The following is a 14836-nucleotide window of genomic DNA, read 5'->3' as shown; positions in this document are numbered from 1 at the left end:
GCGAGCCGTCCCTCCTAGAGGCCTTCGGCCCAGTCGTAGGTTCTGAGGTAGGGATCCGGGGCGATCGGCCCGTCGGAAGCCCACACCTCTCTGATCTGGCCGTCCGGCTCGACGACGCCGATGCGGGCGGTCTTGAACAGGTGCTGGTTGACGTCGTCGACTCTGACTCTGCCCTCCGGCGCGTCGAACGTGAGACCTCTCGCGGCCTCCTTGACCTTCTCCGGGTCGGTCGAGCCGGCCTTCTCGGCCGCCAGCGCCCAGATGTGGACCTGCACGTAGCCGGCCTCCATCGGGTCGGAGGTGACGCGGTCGGCGCCGTATCTCGCTCTGAACGCCTCGACGAATCTTCTGTTCTCCGGCGTGTCGGTCGTCTGGTAGTAGTTCCACGCGACCGGGTGGCCGGCGACGTTCTCCGGCCCGATGCCGGCGACCTCCTCCTCGGCGACGGAGACCGACATGACGGGCATGTCTCTCGCCGTCACGCCCGCGCCCTTGAGCTGCTTGAAGAAGGCGACGTTGGAGTCGCCGTTGAGCGTGTTGAAGACGGCGTCCGGTCTGGCGTCCTGGAGCTTGGAGATCAACGTGCCGTACTCGGTGTGGCCGAGCGGCGTGTACTCCTCGCCGAGGATCTCGACGTCGTTGGCCTCCGCCCAGGCCTTGATCTCCTTGTTGGCGGTGCGCGGGAAGACGTAGTCGGAGCCGACGAGGAAGAGCGATCTCGCGCCCTGCTCCTTGAGGTACTCGAGGCCGGGGATGATCTGCTGGTTGGTCGTCGCGCCCGAGTAGAAGATGTACGGCGACTGCTCCAGCCCCTCGTACTGGACGGGGTAGAAGAGCAGCGCTCTGTTGCTCTCGAAGACCGGCAGCATCGCCTTGCGGGAGGCCGAGGTCCAGCCGCCGAAGGTCGCGGCGACTCTGTCCTCGGAGATCAGCTTCTGCGCCTTCTCGGCGAACGTCGGCCAGTCGGAGGCGCCGTCCTCTATGACCGGCTCGATCTGCTTGCCGAGCACGCCGCCCGCTCTGTTGATCTCCTCGATCGCGAGCAGCTCGGAGTCTCTGACGGTCACCTCGGAGATCGCCATCGTGCCGGAGAGCGAGTGGAGGATCCCGACTCTGATCGTCTCGCCGCCGGCGTCGGCGCTGGCCGTGCTGCCGCTCGTCTCCGCGTCGGATTCGGAGCTGCTGCTGCCGCAGCCTGCGATCGCCGCGGCCGCGACGATCGCGGCGACGAGGATCGCCAAGAGCCTGGTCAAACCCAGTCTTGCCATGGAACCCCTTCGGTTGTTCGCTGACGTACCTCGGCACCCGGTCCCAGATCCGGAGTGCTGAGGGTGCGCAGTCTCGAATACGCAACCGTTTCCATCTCCCTCCGGATGTCCAAACATCACCGTTCAGATGAGGGACCGTTGGCGTACGGCGCCGTGTGCGCGGGCGGCGCGCTACGTGCGTGCGGGATGCGGAGCGCGCCCGTTCACAGCCCGGCGACGGTCTTGCCGCCGGCCGTCTCCTACACTGGGCGCATGGCTTCGAAGCGGCAGATCCACGTCGGCGGCGTTCCGATCGGAGGCGGCGCGCCGGTCGCCGTCCAGACGATGACGAAGACCGAGACCGCGGATCTGACGGCGACGATGGCCCAGATCCGGCGCGTCGCGGAGGCCGGCGCCGACATCGTGCGCTGCGCGGTCCCGCGCGAGCAGGACGTCGAGGCGCTGCGGACGATCGTCAGAGAGTCGCCGATCCCGATCATCGCCGACATCCACTTCAACTACACGCTGGCGCTGAAGGCGATCGACGCCGGCGCCCACTGCATCCGCCTCAACCCCGGCAACATCGGCGGCCCCGACAAGGTCGCGCTGGTGGCCGAGAAGGCGAGAGCGGCCGGCGTCCCGATCCGCATCGGCGTCAACTCCGGCTCGCTGCCGAGACACCTCCACGCGCTCGAGCGCGAGAACAGCGTCGAGGCGCTCGTGACGGCGGCGGTGGAGTTCGTCGAGCTGATGGAGACGCTCGACTTCCGCGACTTCAAGGTCTCGATCAAGTCGACCAACGTGCCGAACACGATCGCCTCCAACCGCCTGCTGTCGGAGCGGATCCCGTACCCGCTGCACCTCGGCATCACCGAGGCGGGGACGAAGTGGTCGGGCTCGCTGAAGTCGTCGGTCGGCCTCGGCACGCTGCTCGCCGACGGGATCGGCGACACCGTCCGGATCTCGCTCTCGACCTTCCATGCCGAGGAGGAGGTCAAGGTCGCCTGGGAGATCCTCAAGGCGCTGCAGCTGCGCGAGCGCGGCCCGGTGCTGATCGCCTGTCCGACCTGCGGCCGCCTGCAGTTCGACATGGACACCGTCGTCGCCGAGATCGAGCGCCGCCTGGAGGCGTACAAGGACCCGATCGAGGTCGCCGTGCTCGGCTGTGCGGTCAACGGCATCGGCGAGGCCTCGCACGCCGACTTCGGCATCACCGGCGCCAAGAACGAGGGCCTGATCTTCTCGCGCGGCAGAGCGCTGCGGAAGGTCCCGCAGGAGCAGCTCGTCGACACCCTCTTCGCCGAGATCGACAAGTACGTCGCCTCCGGCAAGCAGCTCGACGTCGACGCCGCCGAGTCCGCCGAGGGCGCGGCCTGGCTGCAGGCGATCGAGGAGGAGAACGCGGGGGACATGACCCCGGAGCGGCTCGCGGCGCTGGAGAAGGCGGCCGCCGACGCCGTCGACTCGAACTCGCTGGAGGAGATGTCGGGCAGACTGCTCGACGTCGTCGCGGCGAAGGCGCGGTTGGACGAGGCCGCCTCACCCACAGCCGGTCGCCGCTTCACGCGCTCCTGACTCGTCCTCGACGCACCTGCCGGCGTCCTCGCCCCTCGAAAGGCTGGCGCCTTCCTTCGGGGCTGCGTCCTTGGCAGCCACGACGATGACTTCGCCAGGAGAATCTGGCGAGCTGGCCAGCCAGCCAGAACCTGCGCCTCGCGCCCGCGCGCTGGCGTAAGCTCGCGCCCATGCTCGTCCATGACCGTCTCGGCGACGGACCGCCGCTCGTCCTGATCCACGGGATCGGCGCCCGCCGCGGCGCCTGGGATCCCGTCGTGCAGCAGCTCTCCGCCGAGCGCGAGACGTTCGCGGTCGACACGCCCGGCTTCGGCGACTCGCCGCCGCTGGCGACGACCGGCCCGCTGACGATCGACAGCTACGTCGACGCCTTCGAGCAGTTCTTCGCCGACGCCGGCCTCGACAGACCGCACGTCGCCGGCAACTCGATGGGCGGCGGGATCGCGCTGGAGCTGGCGCGCCGCGGCGCGGTCGCGAGCGCGACGGCGCTGTCACCGATCGGCTTCTGGAACCGCCTCGAGTCGAGCTACAGCCGCGCCTCGCTGCTGCTGACCCGCTTTCTCGCCGTGCGCGCCGGCGGCCTGCTCAAGCGCGGCATCGGCAGCGCGGTCGGGCGGCAGCTGCTGCTCGGCCAGATGTACGGCCAGCCGGGCAAGATCGACCCGACAGCGGCGCGGCTCGACGTCGACAAGCTCGCCAGCGCACCGGCCTTCGACGCGACGCTGCCGGCGCTCGGCGCCTACCAGTTCGCCCACGGCGAGCAGCTCGACGGGGTCCCCATCACGATCGGCTGGGGCACCCGTGACCGGCTGCTCGTCTCACCGTCGCAGCCGCGACGGGCGCAGGCGCTGCTGCCGCACGCCCGGCACGTGCCGCTGGCGCGCTGCGGCCACCTGCCGATGGCCGACGACCCGCGCGCCGTCGCCGACCTGCTGCTGGTCGCGAGCGCCGGCTGAGCCGTTGAGCCGACCGAGCTGGCGCGCCGGCGCGCAGCTCCTGGGGACACCGCATCGTCACGGTCGCTGCCGGGTTAGCAGCTACAGTCCCCCGATCCTCGTACTCCCGTCGTGGCGCCGAAGACCAGTCGGCACCGTGGCGGTCATCCCCCGAAAGGACACACCGACGTGAAGCCCCGTCGCATGCTGGCCGCCGCCGTGGCGGGCCTGCTCCTCGCCGTCGCGCTGTTGGCCCCGGCGTCCAGCAGCGCGCTGGTCGCGGGCGTCGGCGACCAGAGCCCGTACCTGTTCGCCAACGACTACTTCAGAGCGATCGGCTCCGAGCGGACGCGCGTGATCGTCGCCTACGACGTCGCGCTGCGCAAGGACCAGAAGGCCGACCTCGGCGTCTGGATGGACGCGGCGGAGGCCGCCGACCAGGAGATCGTCGTCGCCTTCAACCCGCCGTCGACGATGTCGTGCCCGAACCTGAACGGCTCCAAGAGCTGCAGACCGGTCAGCTCGGCGAGCTTCACGAAGGCGTTCAAGGCGTTCCGCAAGGCGTGGCCGCGCGTCCGCATCATCCAGCCGTGGAACGAGGTCAACAACCTCACGCAGCCGACCGCGCACAGACCCGATGCCGTCGTCACCTACTACGACATCGTGCGCAGAAACTGCCGCGGCTGCACCGTGCTCGGCGCCGACATCCAGGACCTGCCGAACATGGTCACCTACACCAGAGCGCTGCTGGACAACTTCAGAAGACGCCGGATCGCGACGCCGCGGCTGTGGGGGATGCACAACTACACCGACACGAACCGCTTCGTGAAGGACGCCAACAGCAGCGTCCGCAAGTTCCTGAAGATCGTCCCCGGCAAGGTCTGGCTGACCGAGACCGGCGGCCTGTACCGCTTTCAGCCGCAGAACGCGCGCCAAACCTTCCGTCCCGACCTCAAGCGACAGGCGAGAGCGATGGACGCCGTCTTCAAGCAGGCGATCAAGTACCGCAGCCGGATCGACCGCGTCTACCTGTACCACTGGTTCGGCGCCTACAGCAACAACCGCTGGGACTCGGGCGTGCTCGACGTCACCGGCGCGCCGCGCCCCGTCTACAACACGCTGCTGAAGTACACGCGCTACTTCGGCTGAGGCGCGGGGAGGAGGTTCGCGGGCGGGGCCGGCCGGTAGGCTTCCCCGCCCATGACCCGTCTGAGCGCCTACCTCCTCCCGACCGAGAAGCAGGCCCCGGCTGACGCCGAGGCGATCTCGCACAAGCTGATGGTCCGCGCGGGGCTGATCCGACAGCTCGGCGCCGGACTGTGGACCTACCTGCCGGCCGGCTGGAAGATCCATCGCAAGGTCGAGGAGATCATCCGCCAGGAGATGGACGCGATCGGCGGGCAGGAGCTGCTGATGCCGTTGCTGAACCCGGCCGAGCCGTGGCGCCGCACCGGCCGCATCGAGATCGACGAGATCTTCAAGCTCAACGACCGCAAGGGCACCGAGATGGTGCTGGCGATGACGCACGAGGAGATCGTCACGACGCACGTGGCGCAGGTCGTGCGCTCCTACCGCGACCTGCCGCAGATCCTCTACCAGATCCAGGTCAAGGAGCGGGACGAGCCGCGTCCGCGCGCCGGGGTGCTGCGCACGCGCGAGTTCCGCATGAAGGACGCGTACTCGTTCGACCGTGACGAGGCCGGCCTCGACGAGAGCTACGCGAAGCACATCGTCGCCTACGACCGCATCTTCGACCGCTCCGGGCTGGAGTGGTACCGCGTCGAGTCGGACGTCGGCATGATGGGCGGCACCGCCGCGCACGAGTACATGGCGCCCTGCGCCGCCGGCGAGGACGAGGTCGCGCTCGCGCCCGGCTACGCCGCCAACGTCGAGGTCGCCAGCGGCGACCCGCAGCCGGTCGAGCAGCAGGCGCCGCTGCCGCAGCCGGTCGAGGAGCACACGCCCGGCTGCACCACCGTCGAGGACGTCAGCCGCCGCCTCGGCGTGCCGGCCGGCGCGGTGCTGAAGGCATACCCGGTGATCGCCTCGGGCCGCGGCCTCGTGCTCGTGCTCGTGCGCGGCGATCACCGCGTCAACGAGGTCAAGCTGCGCAACGCGCTCAGAACCGACGTGCGCCCCGCGACGCCCGACGAGTTCGCGACGAAGATCGGCCCCGCCGGCTTCATCGGCCCGGTCGGCGCCAACGCGCCGATCGTGCTCGACGACGCCGTCGGCGACGGTGGCTACGTGACCGGCGCCAACCGCGGCGACTTCCACCTGCGCGGCGTCGAGCCCGGCCGCGACTTCCCGTTCGAGCGCGCCGACGTGCGCGCCGTCGAGCCGGGCGACACGGTCGGCGGCCACCCGATCCGGATCGAGAAGGCGATCGAGGTCGGCAACATCTTCAAGCTCGGCACCAGATACGCGACCGCGCTCGGCGCGAGCTACCTCGACGAGAGCGGCAGACAGCACCCGGTCGTGATGGGCTGCTACGGCATCGGCCCGGCGCGCATCGTCGCCGCCGCCGTCGAGCAGTTCCACGACGAGGCGGGGATCTCCTGGCCGCGCGCGCTGGCGCCGTTCGACGCCGAGCTGGTCGTGATCGCCAGAGGCGAGACGGAGGAGCGCGTCTTCGCCGACAGGCTCTACGAGGAGCTGCGCGAGAGCGGCCTCGACGTGCTCTACGACGACCGCGACGCCGGCCCGGGCGAGAAGTTCGCCGACGCCGAGCTGCTCGGCGCGCCGGTGCGCGTGACGGTCGGCCGCCGCACGCTCGCCGGCGGCGAGCTGGAGGTGCAGGTGCGGCGCGGGCGCGAGAGACTGTCGCTGCCGCTGGAGGGCGCCGCGGACGCGGTCGCGGAGCTGTGGCGGAAGCTCCCGTAAACGGCGGGGGGAGTGCTGCCGGGTCGCCCGGCGGCGCGCCCGAGCCGCCCCCACGGAACAGACTCACGTTCAAACGCCTCTCCGGCCTCGACCGCTCCGGCCCGCCGCAGCCGGCGACGGTCGCCGGCGCGCCGCTGAACCCGTGGACGATCCCGAACGCGATCGGCTTCTTCCGCATCGCGCTGATCCCCGTCTTCCTCGTCGTCGCGCTGTCGACCGAGGACGGCGTCGGCTTCTGGCCCGCGTTCCTCTTCGGCGTGATCGGCTGGGGCGACTACGCCGATGGGATCGCCGCGCGCGTGACGCGCCAGTACTCGCGCCTCGGCGCGCTGATGGATCCGGTCACCGACCGGCTGCTGGTGATCTCCGGCGTGATCGTCTGCTGGAACTTCGAGCTGCTGCCGCGCTGGGCGATCGCCGTCCTCGTCGCGCGCGAGCTGGCGATGCTGGTGATCGCGCAGTGGGGGCTGCGGCACGGGATCGACCTCGCGATCAACTGGCCCGGGCGGCTCGCCGTCGCGCCGGTGATGGGCGGCCTCTTCTTCCCGATGTGCGGGCTGCAGACGCTCGGCGAGGTGCTGCTCTACATCGGGCTGGCGCTGGCGCTGACGGCGACCGTGCTCTACGTCCGCAGCGGCTTGGCGCAGCTGCGCGCACGCGACGCCGCGGGTGGACCCTCAAGCTCAACTTGAGCCCCAGCGCTGACGGGTCTATACTGGTGCGTCCCCGCCACGCGCGTCCTCGGAACGGAGCAACCTCAGTGATGGACACCTTCCCGGACCTCGGCTCCCTGACGGATCAGGAGCTGAAGGATCTCATCCAGCAGATGACCGAGGAGGAGATCGAGGTCTCCTACAAGCGGCGCATCCTGCACGGAAAGATCGACATCCTCCGGGCCGAGCTCGTCAACCGTCTGCGCAAGAAGCACGACAGCGGCGAGGACGTCATCTCGGGCGCGGACGTGGAGAAGCTGACCGACATCCTGTCGGGCCGAGTGCCTGGGCAGGAGGGAAGCTGACCTCCGTCGGCGAAGGAGAGGCCTGTGGCGCTCCACTGCCCTGAATGCGGCTTCGCCAACGCGGTCGGAGCGAACTACTGCCAGCGCTGCGGCGCGTTCCTGGCGACCTCTGAGCCTGCCTCCAGCGACGCGACGGCGACGTATCGCATCGGCGAGACCGGTGAGATCGAGCCGATCGAGCTGGAGGACGTCGTCGCGCGCGGCGCCGCGCTCGTGATCCGCTCCGGCGGCGGCCGCACCGGCGAGTCGTTCGTCGTCGACGGCGAGAAGCTGACGATCGGCCGCCGGCCCGACAGCGACATCTTTCTCGACGACGTGACCGTCTCGCGCGACCACGCGCTGCTGGTGCGGCGCGGCCGCGAGTGGTACCTCGACGACTGCGGCTCGCTCAACGGCACCTACGTGAATCGTGAGCGGATCGAGTCGCACAAGCTCGAAGACGGCGACGAGTTGCAGGTGGGCAAGTACAAGCTGGCGTATCTGTCCCGGTGACCCTGATGGCCTCGCAGATCCCTCACCCCGATGTCGAGCCTGCTGAACCGGCTGGCGCCGGTTCAGCCGCGGATTCGGTGGAATCGGCTGGCGCCGATTCCATTGCGGATTCGGCTGGCGCCGAAGCCGCGGAGGCCGCGACGACGACGAGCGCCCCGGCGCCCGCCGAGCCGAGACGACAGGCGCGGCAGAAGGCGCTGACGATCGGCGCCGTCTGCAAGGCGCTGAAGCAGGAGTTTCCCGACATCTCGATCTCGAAGATCCGCTATCTCGAGGACCAGAAGCTGCTGACGCCGCGCCGCACGCAGGGCGGCTACCGCGTCTACCAGCAGAGCGACGTGCAGCGCCTGCGCACGATCCTGCGGCTGCAGCGCGACGAGTTCCTGCCGCTGAGAGTGATCCGCCAGGAGCTTGCCGGCGGCCGCGCCGACGCCGAGCCCGTCCAGGGTCCCTCGAGACCGGACGTCCGCCATCTGCGCCGCACGGCGGTCGCGGTCAGAGGGCCCGGCGCGTCGTACTCGCTCGAGGACGTCGTCGAGGAGACCGGCGCCGACCCGAGACTGGTCTACGAGCTGGAGGAGTTCGGCGTCATCCGCGGCGAGCACCGCGCCGGCCAGCGCTACTACGACGACACCGACCGTGAGATCGTCCGCGCCGTCACCGAGCTGGCGAGATACGGCGTCGCCGGTCGCAACCTGCGCGTCTTCCGCACCTCCGCCGACCGCGAGTCGGCGCTGCTGCAGCAGATCCTCGCCCCGGCGCTGCGCTCGCGCAATCCCGAGCGTCGCAGAGAGGCCGTCGAGACGCTGGAGAACCTCGCCGCCGTCGCGACGTACCTCAAGCACCTGCTGCTGATCCGCGACCTGCGCAGAATCAGCGGCCCATAGCCGCCCGCGATGGAAGAAGGAGCCCCAGGCGAGTTCTTCCGGCCGAATCCAAGGCCTGAAGCCGCAGGATTTGGCGATCTGCGCGCCTACATCCGCGACATCCCCGACTATCCGAGGCCGGGGATCGTCTTCCGCGACATCACGCCGCTGCTGCTCGACCCGGGCGCGCTGAGCGCCGCCGTCGCGCGGATCGCCGCGTTCGCCTCCGCACGCGACGTGCAGTTCGTCGTCGCCGCCGAGGCGCGCGGCTTCATCCTCGGCGGCGCGCTCGCGCGCGAGCTGGGCGCCGGCTTCGTGCCAGCGCGCAAGCCGGGCAAGCTGCCGGCGAGAACGGTCAGCGCCGAGTACATCCTCGAGTACGGCGTCGACGCGCTGGAGATGCACGCCGATGCGCTCGCGCACGGCGCCAACGTGCTCGTCCACGACGACCTGCTGGCGACCGGCGGCACGGCGCGCGCGCTCTGCGATCTCGTCGAGCAGCTCGGCGGTCACGTCGTCGGCTGCGCCTTCCTCGCCGAGCTGAGCTTCCTCGGCGGGCGTGAGCGGCTGGCGCCGTTCGACGTCCACGCGCTCGTCGACTACCCGAGCGAGCGGGCGTAGCAGCGATGCCGACGACGCGCCTGACGCGCACGCTGCCGGCCGCGCCCGCCGCCGTCTGGCGCGTGCTCAACGATCCGTATCACCAGGAGCGCTGGTGGCCGCGCGTGCGGCGCGTGGAGGACGTCGACCTCGACCGCTTCACGCAGGTGCTGGCGACGCAGAGAGGCAAGGGCGTGCGCGCCGACTTCGTGATCCTCACGCGCGAGGAGGAGCGGCTGCTGGAGTGGGAGCAGCTGCTGGAGGGCTCGCCGTTCGAGCGGCTGATGGAGGAGGCGGTCACGAGCTTCACGCTCGCGCCCATCGACGCTGACGACGGCGTCGTCGCCACGAGTGTGACCGTCGAGCTGCGCCAGCGGCTGCGCGGCTGGTCGCGGTTGGCGCCCTTCCTCTTCAAAGGCGCTGCCAAGCGCCAGCTCGGCGAGGCATTGGACGGCCTCGCCAGCGCTGTCGCGCGCTGACACGCGGGCCGGGCGCCGGTCGCCGGCGGACGCCGACAGCTATCGTCCCCGTGGATGCACGTATTCGCCGAGCACAGGCGGCGGGCTCGGGGCCGCCTGTGGGATGCGGCGAACCTGCTGACGACGCCGCTGCTGCCAGACGACTTCCTCGGTCTCGTCAACCCGCTCTGGTCGAGCCGGCAGCCCGCCGGGCGCGTCGTCGCCGTCCGGCGCGAGACGGCCGACAGCGCCACGATCGCGATCCGCCCCGGCGCCGGCTGGCAGGAGCATCGCGCCGGCCAGCACGTGACGGTCGGCGTCGAGGTCGACGGCGTGCGTCACCAGCGCAGCTACTCGCTGACCTCACCGCCGCGCTCCGCGGACGGCTGCATCGCGATCACGGTCAAAGCGGTCCGCGACGGCGTCGTCTCCTCCCACCTCGTGCATCGCACGCGCCCCGGGGCGCTGCTCTTCCTCGGCGCGGCGAGCGGTGACTTCGTGCTGCCCGAGCAGCGTCCCGGCAGGCTGCTGTTCATCACCGCCGGCAGCGGCGTGACGCCCGTCATGGGGATCCTGCGCACGCTCGCGCGCGCCGATGCGCTCGGCGATGTCGCCGTCGTCCACATCGACCGCGACCCGCGCGGCGTGATCTTCGCCGGCGAGCTGCGCCAGCTCGCCGGGCAGCGCCGGCTGACGCTCCACGAGCACCACACCGGACGCCTCGGCCGCCCCTCCGCCGCGGAGATAGTCGGGCGCGTGGGGGACTGGCGCGAGCGCGAGACGTGGGCCTGCGGCCCCGGCGAGCTGCTGGACGGGCTGGAGGCCCACTTCAGCGCGAGCGGCGAGCGCGCTCGCCTGCGCACCGAGCGGTTCCACGCCCGCACGGCGGTCGCGACGAACGCGACGGGCGCCGCGGCGTCGGGCGGATCGATCACCTTCACGCGCAGCGGCGTCACGGTCGACGCTGACGGCGCCACGACGCTGCTCGCCGCCGGCGAAGCCGCCGGGGCGCTGCTGCCGAGCGGCTGTCGCGCCGGGGTCTGCCGCACGTGCGTCGGGCCGCTGCGCGCCGGTGTCGTGCGCGACCTCCGCAGCGGCACCATCAGCGGCGCGCCCGGCGACGTCGTGCAGACGTGCATCTCCGTCGCGGTCGGCCCGGTCGAGATCGAGCTGTGACCGTGCCCGCCGCAGCACCTCCCGCTCCGGAAGGGGCGACGGCGAACCCGATCGAGCGGTTGACGCCCGAGCAGCTCGACGCGATCGCACGCGAGTTCGACGCGATCCGTGAGGCGGTCCGCGCCGACCTCGGGGCACGCGACGCCGCCTACATCCGCCGCGTCGTCAACGTCCAGCGGATGCTCGAGGCGAGCGCGCGGATCCTGCTGATCGTGACGCGCTCCCGCGGCAGCGCGGCCGCCGCCACCGCGCTGCTGACCGTGGCCAAGATCCTCGAGAACATGGAGATCGGCCACAACGTCATGCACGGCCAGTGGGACTGGATGCGCGACCCGCGGATCCACTCGTCCACCTGGGAGTGGGACGCGGTCTCCACCGCGCAGTCGTGGAAGCACGCGCACAACTATCAGCACCACACGTACACGAACGTGATCGGCAAGGACCGCGATCTCGGCTACTCGGCGATCCGGGTGCATCCCGACCAGCCGTGGCATCCGGTCTACCTGCTCCAACCGGTCTACGCGGTCGCGCTCGCGTTCATCTTCGAGTGGGCGATCGCGATCTACGACATGGAGCTGGACGCGGTCGGCAGAGGCACCAAGCCCGCCGCCGAGGCGCGCAGGGAGGTGCGCGCGTTCGCGCGCAAGGCCGGTCGCCAGTTCGCGAAGGACTACGTGCTGTTCCCCGCGCTGTCGGGGCGCGCGGCCCGGCGCACGCTGCTGGCCAACCTGACCGCGAACGTCACGCGCAGCGTCTGGACGCACACGATCGTCTTCATGGGCCATCTGCCGGAGGGTGCCGAGACGTTCACCGAGCAGCAGTTGGAGGACGAGTCGCGCGGCGCCTGGTACGTGCGTCAGCTGCTCGGCTCCTGCAACCTCGACGGCAGCCGGCTCTTCCACCTGATGAGCGGCCACCTGTCGTTCCAGGTCGAGCACCACCTCTTCCCGGATCTCCCGAGCAACCGCTATCCCCAGATCGCCGGTCGCGTGCGCGCGGTCTGCGAGCGCCACGGTCTGCCGTATGCGAGCGGCCCGCTCGGCCGCCAATACCGCTCGGTCGCGAAGAAGGTCCTGCGCTTCGCGCTGCCGTGACGTGCGCCCTCGGCCGGCGCGCGTGAGGAGTGCAGGTCTCCTGCGGCTGAGCAGCAGCAGACCTGCAGTCCTCGTCGCTTCTAGCTCGCGAGGCTCGCGTCGAGCGTGATCTCGGGGACGCCGGCGAGCGCGCGGCTGACGGGGCAGCCCTTCTTCGCTCCCTCGGCCGCCTCCTTGAAGCCGGCGTCGTCGAGGCCCGGCACGACGCCGACGACGGTCAGCGCGATCGCCGTGATCGTCGGCACGCCGTCGACCGGGCGCAGCGTCACGACCGCTCTCGTCTGGACCGAGTCGACCGGCGTGCCGGCGCTCGCGAGCGCGTTCGACAGCGCCATCGAGAAGCAGGAGGCGTGCGCGGCGGCGATCAGCTGCTCCGGGTTGGCGCCGGGGCCGTCCTCGAAGCGCGACTTGAACGAGTAGTCGCCGCTGATGCTGTCACCGGCGGTGAAGGTGCCGGCGCCGGATCTGAGGTCGCCCTTCCACTCAGCGGTTCCTCTTGCGGGCATGTCGTGCTCCTTGGGATCGGTGGGACGTGCGCGGCGAAGCCTACGACGCCGCGCGCCAAGAGCGGGCCTACCCCGTTCTGTTGACTCTGATCGTGCCCTGGAGCACGATCGACGCCGGTCTCGCCGGTGCCTCTCTGGCATCGATCGACTCCTGCGAGATGACGATCTGGTTGAACTGCGCGGTATCTCTCGGCAGCGGCGCGCTGACCGTGAATCTCTGGTCTCTGCCGACCTGGCCGGGGAAGTAGCCGAGGAAGCGCGCGCTCCCCGTGTCGGCGTTGCGCAGCCACGTCGCGTAGACGTCGTCGGCGCCGTTGGCCGGGATTCCCTCGACCTGCACGGCGACGACCGGTCTCTCGTCTCTGAGCAGGATGAAGGCGATCCCGATCGGCGTCTCGCCGCCGCCGGGCGCTCTCAGGTTGACCTGCTGCAGGATCGTCGTGTCGTCGGTGGCGGCGCCTCTGCCGGCGGTCGTTCTCGTCGCCTGCGTCTGCGCCGCCGTGGGGGTCGAGGTCGTCGGCTCGTCGTCGTCCCCGCCGCCGTTGATGAGGATCACGAGCACGACGACGATCAGCACGGCGACGCCGGCGATCAGCAGCGCGCCGCCGAGCTTGGAGGAGCGCCGCGGCTCCGGCGCGCGGCGGCTCGGAGCGGGGGCGGGGCGGGGCGGAGGCGGAGGCGGAGGCGCATCCTGCTTGGGCTCAGCCGGCGGCGGCGCGGCGCCGTTGCGGGCGGCGGCCGGCAGCTCCGGGAGGGCGCCGCTGGCGAAGGGGGCGAGCTGCTCGTGCAGGGCGCGCGCGAAGCGGCGCGCGGCACGCGAGTCGGACAGGTGCTGGAGCGTCTCGGCGCGCGCGTCGTCGTCCTGCTGGCCGAGCAGCCAGTCGCCGATCTGGGCGCGGCGCTCGTCCGACAGGGCGGCGCCGGCGCCGGCCGGCGCGAGCGCCTCGAGGCCGGCGTGGGCACGGGCGCGCACGGCTGCCTCGTCGATTCTCAGCAGACCTGAGAGATCGGCGTAGCCGCGGCCCTGCTTGAGGATCAGCTGGAGGACGGCGCGCTGGTCCGGGGGAAGCGTCTCGATGGCGCTCATTCGAACCGAAGCCTACTATCGTCCCGCCGCGTGAGCCTCAGACCGCTGCCCCCCTTCGAGCAGGGCCTCGACAGTCTCTTCGGCTACGAGGAGCTGCTGTACGGCGACGGGGAGATGCGCGCGCGCATACCCGTCAGAGCCGAGCTGCTGCAACCGTTCGGCCTCGTCCACGGCGGCCTCTACGCCGCCGTCGCCGAAACGCTCGCCTCGATGGGCACCTACCTCGGCGTCCACGAGCAGGGGATGCACGCGATGGGGCTGTCCAACAGCACCAGCTTCCTGCGCCCGATCACCGCCGGCAACGTCCACGTCCACGCGAGAGCGTTCCACCGCGGCCGCACGACGTGGCTGTGGGACGTCGAGATCAGCGACGACGCCGGCAACCTCTGCGCCGTCACGCGGATGACGATCGCGGTGCGGCCGCCGCGTGCGGAATCCCGCGGCTAGACGCCTCGGATTCCGCCGCGAGAACTCGCTGGCGCTCCTTCTCGCCCTTCACACATAGCGCCGCGCCTCGACCGCCAGGTGGAGCGTCAGCAGCTCGGTCGGGTCGGAGAGATCGACGCCGAGCAAGCGCTCGATTCGCTCGATGCGGTGATAGAGCGCCTGGCGGTTGAGGTGCAGCGCGCGCGCCGTCTCGGCCTTGCGGCCGGCGTTGGCGCAGAGCGCCTCCAGCGTCGGCAGCAGCGCATGTCTGCGTCTGCGGTCGTGCTCGATCAGTGGCCCGAGGCGGCGCGTCACCAGCGCCGCCAGCTCGCGGTCCTCGCGCCAATGCCACAGCAGCCGCTGCAGCTCCAGCGCGCGGGCGTCGTGCCAGGCCGCGGCGGGCAGCGGCGCGGCGCTGGCGGCGCCGTCGGCGGCCAGCCGCAGCTCCGGGCCGGCGCCATCCCAGTCGGCCG

Annotated in this window: 17 protein-coding genes; 13 read left to right on the top strand and 4 right to left on the bottom strand. The window is 71.1% G+C overall.

The features are described 5' to 3' along the window. Nucleotides 1-14: 14 nt before the first annotated feature. Nucleotides 15-1268: an urea ABC transporter substrate-binding protein gene (gene urtA / locus R7226_RS20235; protein WP_404827882.1), complete on the bottom strand. Its 1254-nt coding sequence runs from the start codon at nt 1266-1268 to the stop codon at nt 15-17. Between the two features lie 252 nt (nt 1269-1520). Here urtA and ispG point away from each other — a divergent pair, with 252 nt between their 5' ends. From ispG to R7226_RS20175, 12 genes are all read left to right on the top strand, one after another. Beyond that, nucleotides 1521-2822 (top strand): flavodoxin-dependent (E)-4-hydroxy-3-methylbut-2-enyl-diphosphate synthase, encoded by a 1302-nt coding sequence (gene ispG / locus R7226_RS20230; protein ID WP_318599122.1) that lies wholly within the window; start codon nt 1521-1523, stop codon nt 2820-2822. Between the two features lie 170 nt (nt 2823-2992). Next, nucleotides 2993-3778 carry an alpha/beta fold hydrolase gene (locus R7226_RS20225; protein ID WP_318599121.1) on the top strand — a complete coding sequence of 262 codons (786 nt, stop codon included), beginning with the start codon at nt 2993-2995 and terminating at the stop codon, nt 3776-3778. A 168-nt stretch (nt 3779-3946) separates the two neighbouring features. Then, complete coding sequence (locus tag R7226_RS20220) at nt 3947-4906, top strand: glycosyl hydrolase (protein WP_318599120.1); 960 nt, start codon at nt 3947-3949, stop codon at nt 4904-4906. 51 nt (nt 4907-4957) lie between these two features. Beyond that, nucleotides 4958-6640, top strand: coding sequence for a proline--tRNA ligase (locus tag R7226_RS20215; protein ID WP_318599118.1), 1683 nt, complete (start codon nt 4958-4960; stop codon nt 6638-6640). Continuing rightward, on the top strand, nt 6622-7332 hold the full coding sequence (locus tag R7226_RS20210) for a CDP-alcohol phosphatidyltransferase family protein (RefSeq protein WP_318599117.1): 711 nt from the start codon (nt 6622-6624) through the stop codon (nt 7330-7332). The genes R7226_RS20215 and R7226_RS20210 overlap by 19 nt, the downstream gene beginning before the upstream one ends. Nucleotides 7333-7403: 71 nt before the next feature. After that, on the top strand, nt 7404-7658 hold the full coding sequence (locus tag R7226_RS20205; protein WP_318599116.1) for an RsiG family protein: 255 nt from the start codon (nt 7404-7406) through the stop codon (nt 7656-7658). 24 nt (nt 7659-7682) lie between these two features. Continuing rightward, on the top strand, nt 7683-8150 hold the full coding sequence (locus tag R7226_RS20200) for an FHA domain-containing protein (protein ID WP_318599115.1): 468 nt from the start codon (nt 7683-7685) through the stop codon (nt 8148-8150). A 77-nt stretch (nt 8151-8227) separates the two neighbouring features. Continuing rightward, complete coding sequence (gene ftsR, locus R7226_RS20195; protein ID WP_318599114.1) at nt 8228-9037, top strand: transcriptional regulator FtsR; 810 nt, start codon at nt 8228-8230, stop codon at nt 9035-9037. A 9-nt stretch (nt 9038-9046) separates the two neighbouring features. Further along, on the top strand, nt 9047-9637 hold the full coding sequence (locus tag R7226_RS20190; protein WP_318599113.1) for an adenine phosphoribosyltransferase: 591 nt from the start codon (nt 9047-9049) through the stop codon (nt 9635-9637). Between the two features lie 5 nt (nt 9638-9642). Beyond that, complete coding sequence (locus tag R7226_RS20185) at nt 9643-10095, top strand: SRPBCC family protein (protein WP_318599112.1); 453 nt, start codon at nt 9643-9645, stop codon at nt 10093-10095. A 54-nt stretch (nt 10096-10149) separates the two neighbouring features. Continuing rightward, nucleotides 10150-11250, top strand: coding sequence for a ferredoxin reductase (locus R7226_RS20180; protein ID WP_318599111.1), 1101 nt, complete (start codon nt 10150-10152; stop codon nt 11248-11250). 2 nt (nt 11251-11252) lie between these two features. Further along, nucleotides 11253-12344, top strand: coding sequence for a fatty acid desaturase family protein (locus tag R7226_RS20175; RefSeq protein WP_318599110.1), 1092 nt, complete (start codon nt 11253-11255; stop codon nt 12342-12344). A gap of 80 nt (nt 12345-12424) precedes the next feature. Here R7226_RS20175 and R7226_RS20170 read toward each other — a convergent pair whose 3' ends face one another. After that, nucleotides 12425-12850, bottom strand: coding sequence for an OsmC family protein (locus tag R7226_RS20170; protein ID WP_318599109.1), 426 nt, complete (start codon nt 12848-12850; stop codon nt 12425-12427). Between the two features lie 67 nt (nt 12851-12917). Continuing rightward, the gene (locus R7226_RS20165; protein ID WP_318599108.1) at nt 12918-13937 is read right to left on the bottom strand and encodes a sigma factor-like helix-turn-helix DNA-binding protein; all 1020 of its coding nucleotides are present in this window, start codon (nt 13935-13937) and stop codon (nt 12918-12920) included. 30 nt (nt 13938-13967) lie between these two features. On the opposite strand from R7226_RS20165, the gene R7226_RS20160 reads away from it, so the two are divergent. Then, the gene (locus R7226_RS20160; protein ID WP_318599107.1) at nt 13968-14384 is read left to right on the top strand and encodes a PaaI family thioesterase; all 417 of its coding nucleotides are present in this window, start codon (nt 13968-13970) and stop codon (nt 14382-14384) included. Nucleotides 14385-14432: 48 nt separating this feature from the next. On the opposite strand, the gene R7226_RS20155 is transcribed toward R7226_RS20160, so the two are convergent. Further along, the coding region (locus R7226_RS20155) for a PucR family transcriptional regulator (protein WP_318599106.1) at nt 14433-14836 on the bottom strand (404 nt) is incomplete at its 5' end.

The sequence above is a fragment of the Conexibacter stalactiti genome (genome assembly GCF_033542075.1).
Lineage (GTDB): Bacteria > Actinomycetota > Thermoleophilia > Solirubrobacterales > Solirubrobacteraceae > Conexibacter > Conexibacter stalactiti.
This window is presented reverse-complemented; position numbering and strand designations above follow the sequence as displayed.

What these genes read in the sequence shown, in the direction of transcription:
- R7226_RS20170 (WP_318599109.1), bottom strand. Translation starts at nt 12,850, where the DNA reads ATGCCCGCAAGAGGAACCGCTGAGTGGAAGGGCGACCTCAGATCCGGC.
- R7226_RS20180 (WP_318599111.1), top strand. Translation starts at nt 10,150, where the DNA reads ATGCACGTATTCGCCGAGCACAGGCGGCGGGCTCGGGGCCGCCTGTGG.
- R7226_RS20205 (WP_318599116.1), top strand. Translation starts at nt 7,404, where the DNA reads ATGGACACCTTCCCGGACCTCGGCTCCCTGACGGATCAGGAGCTGAAG.
- ispG (WP_318599122.1), top strand. Translation starts at nt 1,521, where the DNA reads ATGGCTTCGAAGCGGCAGATCCACGTCGGCGGCGTTCCGATCGGAGGC.
- R7226_RS20185 (WP_318599112.1), top strand. Translation starts at nt 9,643, where the DNA reads ATGCCGACGACGCGCCTGACGCGCACGCTGCCGGCCGCGCCCGCCGCC.
- R7226_RS20225 (WP_318599121.1), top strand. Translation starts at nt 2,993, where the DNA reads ATGCTCGTCCATGACCGTCTCGGCGACGGACCGCCGCTCGTCCTGATC.
- R7226_RS20215 (WP_318599118.1), top strand. Translation starts at nt 4,958, where the DNA reads ATGACCCGTCTGAGCGCCTACCTCCTCCCGACCGAGAAGCAGGCCCCG.
- R7226_RS20190 (WP_318599113.1), top strand. Translation starts at nt 9,047, where the DNA reads ATGGAAGAAGGAGCCCCAGGCGAGTTCTTCCGGCCGAATCCAAGGCCT.
- R7226_RS20165 (WP_318599108.1), bottom strand. Translation starts at nt 13,937, where the DNA reads ATGAGCGCCATCGAGACGCTTCCCCCGGACCAGCGCGCCGTCCTCCAG.
- urtA (WP_404827882.1), bottom strand. Translation starts at nt 1,268, where the DNA reads ATGGCAAGACTGGGTTTGACCAGGCTCTTGGCGATCCTCGTCGCCGCG.